Below are 4160 nucleotides of genomic sequence, written 5' to 3'. Positions count from 1 at the left end.
TGTTTTCGACATCCCGTTCCAGCAGGCCTTGCCGTTCCAGATAGCGACCCACCCGGTGGGCGATGGTGTGCGTCAGCTGGGTGAGCTCTGGGCTGGTCGGCGCCTTGACCCAGCGGAAACGCGCTGAGCCGTGGGATTGCTCGACATACACACCGTCGAGAAACAGCATGTGGAAGTGAACATTCAGATTGAGCGCCGATCCAAAACGCTGGATCAGGGTGACCGCGCCCGTCTTGGCCACTTGGTGGGTATGGCCCGCTTTCTTGACCAGGTGCGTGGCAATGACGCGGTAAACGATGCCCAGCACCCACCCCATGATCTCGGGCCGGCTGGCAAACAGGAAACGCAGCTGAAACGGGAAGCTCAACACCCACTGACGCATGGGTTGTTCAGGCAGTACTTCATCAACCAGCAAGGCGGCACTTTCGGCCATCCGCCGCGCCCCACAGCTCGGGCAGAAACCGCGACGCTTACAGCTGAAAGCGACCAGGTGCTCGGCGTGGCAAGACTCGCAGCGAACCCGTAGAAAGCCATGCTCCAGCCGCCCGCATTGGAGAAATTCTTCAAATTCCCGTTGCACATAGCCCGGCAATTCCTTTCCCTGCTCTGCCATAAGCGCAGCGAATGCCGGGTAATACTCGTCAACGATCTGATAGAGAAGGGTTTGCTCGGGTCGGTGGCTCTGGTAACGACCAGTATCCCGATCCCGGCTGGCCGTCCTGGCCGCCACATGAGGCATGTTCCGCGTCCTTGCAATACTGTGTTTACATACAGTCTATCGCTTAGCGGAAAGTTCTTTTACCCTCAGCCGAAATGCCTGCCGTTGCTAGACATTGCCAGCCAGTGCCCGTCACTCCCACTCGATTGTAAACAAGCACACAAAACCCTTTAGTGACAACAATTTGCAAGAACTATCAGGCTCAGTGCCATGAAAAATACCATGACCAGATCATGAGGTTGAACACGGCTTGCGCCGGCAGCGTTCACGCTCCTGGTCGGCGATCTCGCCCGGCTGCAATGCTAGCTCAGCATCGGTCATGCGCTCCAGCACGTCGCGTAGGCGGATGGTGCAAGGAATGGGCGGCAGCTCGAACTCATAGCCGCCGGCGATCATTTCGGCCGCAATCTCCTCGGTGATGAAAAACGGCTCGTCGTCTTGGTTCGGCTTCTTCATGCCCTTTCCTCCTGGCGCTCATCCTGGCCGACAGCGGCCAGGGCATCGGCTTCCGTCAATGCGTCCTCCACGAACGCGCCGTGCTGCTTCGCTTCGGCCTGGCTGACCTCGGCCCATATCCGTTTCACCTGGGCCGCACTGTACCCGGCCAGCTCGGCGGTCTTGTTGATGCTGTAGCCGGACTTGCGCAGCGCGACAACTTGGGCGCGGCGCTTCGGATCAGCACGGCGGCCCTTGTACCGCCCGGCCTGGCGGGCCAACTCAATGCCTTGGCGCTGGCGTTCGCGCCTGTCCTCGTAGTCGTCGCGGGCCATCTGCAAGGCCAGGCGAAAAAGCATGATCTGCACGGCTTCCAGCACGATCTTGGCGACGCCCTGGGCCTCGGCCGCCAGGTCGGATAGATCGACCACGCCAGGGACGGCCAGGCGTGCGCCTTTGGCCTGTATCGAGGCCACCAGGCGCTCGGCCTCGGGCAAAGGTAGGCGGCTGATGCGGTCGATCTTCTCGGCAATGACCACCTCGCCGGGCTGTAGGTCGCCGATCATGCGCAGCAGCTCAGGCCGGTCGGCGCGTGCGCCGGATGCCTTCTCACGGTAGATGCCGGCGACGTAGTAGCCGGCGGCCTTCGCGGCCGTAGTGATCGCCTCTTGGCGTTCCAAGTCCTGCGCGTCGGTGCTGACGCGCAGATAGACCCGCGCCACCATCGGCGCGGCTACTGGCTTCGTCCTGCGCATACTTGCGGGCTCCTTTGGGCATACTCAAATGCACCCATCTTAAACTGGCAGCTAATGTACAAAAGTTGATAGAAGCACACAAGTTCAATTTTGCACTTCTGCCCCACTATTGCAAAACTGCTTGTTAGTAGCCGTTTTTTCTTACTGTTTATAGATTCAATAATTTTTGAAACGAAAAATTGGGACTAAACATTTCGGTTTCGTTTTCTGTCGATTCGTCCTGCGTATCTTTTGCATAAACAAACATTTGTTGTTCGTAGTTTTCGATGGCATTTTCAATACTTGTAAATTCTCCGTTTGTAAGGTTTTCAGACAATATCAAAGCATCCAATAATCCCGTATTTACACCCTGTCCTGCAAAAGGCGACATCAAATGAGCAGCATCGCCAATCATTGTTATGGGTAATGGACGGTTACTTTTCCAATCATTGTTCAAAGGAAATTTCCTTGTGGGCAAGCATTGAAATGTTGATACCGAACGTATTAATTGTTTGTAAACTTCACTCCATTTGGAAAATCTTTTCAATAAAAAATCGGCAACGCTGTTTCTGTCCTGAAAATCTAAGGGAATTTTATTTTTCCATTCATCGGGCGTTTTAAAACTAATTCCTAAATACAATGCACCATTATTATTGGGATTGGCAAACAATAAAATGCCCTGATGTCCCGCCATTAATCGGTTGCCGTTGCATAGCTGAAAAAATCCGGGACAGTTTATTTCCGGTTGAAGAATATCAGCTTGGATGTTGAAAGTACCGGTTTCTTCAACTTGCGTGTCGGTAACAAAGCTCCTTATTTTCGACATTCCACCATTGGCAAGAATAACCAAATCTGCTGTTTCACTCGGTTTATTCTCAAAAGTTAGTGTCCACTTCTTCTTACCAGGTTCAAGCATAACAAGTTTTCTATCCCAAATAACCGTGTCGTTTTCTAAACTATTCAACAAGATAGCCCTTAAGTCATTTCTGTTTATTTCAGGATTGTCAAATCGATTTTCGGGCTTTACATTTTTTGTGGATAAAATATTGCCTTTTTCATCAGCAATATTTACACCCATTGGTAAGGCTAAGTCATAATAAGTTTGTAACAATCCCGCTTTTTTCATTGCTTCCTGACCTGAACCTTTGTGTAGGTCAAGGGTTCCACCAAAAATTCTTGCCTCTCGGTCGTTGTCTCTTTCGTAAACTGAAACGTCTATGCCGTTTTGCTGTAATAATTTTGCCATAGTCAGTCCAACGGGTCCACCACCAATTATTGCAACGTTCTTATCACTAAGTAAATTCATTTGTTTGTCTGTATCTATTCGCATTGTCATTCAAAAATGGCACATAACAAGTGGCTATACGCCAAATGGCGTATATATCCACTATATCTTATTTTGCTAAACCTTTCATTATCAGTGACAAATCCGTTTTCAACCGTTTACCGTTCGTTTCTACTCTCTCAAAAGGATTTATATTCATAGTGCTTTTTGTTAAGTTTTGCTCAAATATACAAATCCTTTCTATATATCTAACAAATCCATCGGACTTTTTAATTGTTCCATTCCCTTGGTGGTAATATGTGTATAAACCTCAGTTGTTTTACTGCTTGAATGACCTAACAACGATTGAATATAACGTAAACTCGTACCATTCTCAAGCAAATGCGTTGCAAAGCTATGTCGTAAGGTATGTACAGTAACTTCCTTTTGAATCTTTGCTTTTAAAACAGCTGCTTTAAAAATGTTTTGAATACTTCGGCTTGAGTATGCGCCACCTTTTTGACCTTCAAATAAATAATCTTTTGGTTTATATTCCATAAAGTATGTTCTTAAAATAATTAATGTTTTCTCAGATAAAATGGTATAACGATCTCTTTTTCCTTTTGACTGTTCTATACGAATTTGCATGCGCTTGGAGTCAATGTCTTTTATTTTCAGGTTTATACATTCAGAAATGCGCAAACCTGCCGAATAAATAGTCATCAGAATAGCCTTGTGTTTCACGTTTTCAATAGCGCGTAGTACCCGAATGGTTTCTTCTTCACTCATCACAACAGGAAGTGTTTTTTCTTTTTTTGGTCTTTCGATGAAATATGTTTTCCGTTGTCCACCCAAAACACGTTCGTAATAAAACTGGCACTGTTGCAAAGTTACCGATGAGGCAGCCTTTTGTCTTATTCAAAGGCCTTACATTTCAAAAACTCTGCTTACCAGGCGCATTTCGCCCAGGGGATCACCATAATAAAATGCTGAGGCCTGGCCTTTGCGT

The 4160-nt window shown here is 48.1% G+C and carries 4 protein-coding genes and 2 pseudogenes; all 6 read right to left on the bottom strand.

Annotated elements, in window-relative coordinates:
- Positions 1 to 739 (bottom strand): annotated as a pseudogene (locus tag HX124_RS17700) (IS91-like element ISCR2 family transposase); the annotation flags it as partial.
- A gap of 210 nt (positions 740 to 949) precedes the next feature.
- On the bottom strand, positions 950 to 1174 hold the full coding sequence (locus tag HX124_RS17695) for a hypothetical protein (RefSeq protein WP_000743213.1): 225 nt from the start codon (positions 1172 to 1174) through the stop codon (positions 950 to 952).
- Positions 1171 to 1908, bottom strand: coding sequence for a recombinase family protein (locus HX124_RS17690; protein WP_001366550.1), 738 nt, complete (start codon positions 1906 to 1908; stop codon positions 1171 to 1173). The genes HX124_RS17695 and HX124_RS17690 overlap by 4 nt, the downstream gene beginning before the upstream one ends.
- A 148-nt stretch (positions 1909 to 2056) precedes the next feature.
- Positions 2057 to 3223, bottom strand: a complete 1167-nt coding sequence (locus HX124_RS17685; protein WP_024160783.1) for a tetracycline-inactivating monooxygenase Tet(X3) — start codon at positions 3221 to 3223, stop codon at positions 2057 to 2059.
- A 189-nt stretch (positions 3224 to 3412) separates the two neighbouring features.
- Complete coding sequence (locus HX124_RS17680; RefSeq protein WP_205779272.1) at positions 3413 to 4006, bottom strand: phage lytic cycle repressor MrpR family protein; 594 nt, start codon at positions 4004 to 4006, stop codon at positions 3413 to 3415.
- A gap of 72 nt (positions 4007 to 4078) precedes the next feature.
- Positions 4079 to 4160: pseudogene (locus HX124_RS17675) on the bottom strand (IS6 family transposase); the annotation flags it as partial.

It is taken from the genome of Acinetobacter sp. 226-1 (assembly GCF_030329325.1).
GTDB lineage: Bacteria > Pseudomonadota > Gammaproteobacteria > Pseudomonadales > Moraxellaceae > Acinetobacter > Acinetobacter sichuanensis.
This window is presented reverse-complemented; position numbering and strand designations above follow the sequence as displayed.

What these genes read in the sequence shown, in the direction of transcription:
- HX124_RS17690 (WP_001366550.1), bottom strand. Translation starts at nt 1,908, where the DNA reads ATGCGCAGGACGAAGCCAGTAGCCGCGCCGATGGTGGCGCGGGTCTAT.
- HX124_RS17695 (WP_000743213.1), bottom strand. Translation starts at nt 1,174, where the DNA reads ATGAAGAAGCCGAACCAAGACGACGAGCCGTTTTTCATCACCGAGGAG.
- HX124_RS17685 (WP_024160783.1), bottom strand. Translation starts at nt 3,223, where the DNA reads ATGACAATGCGAATAGATACAGACAAACAAATGAATTTACTTAGTGAT.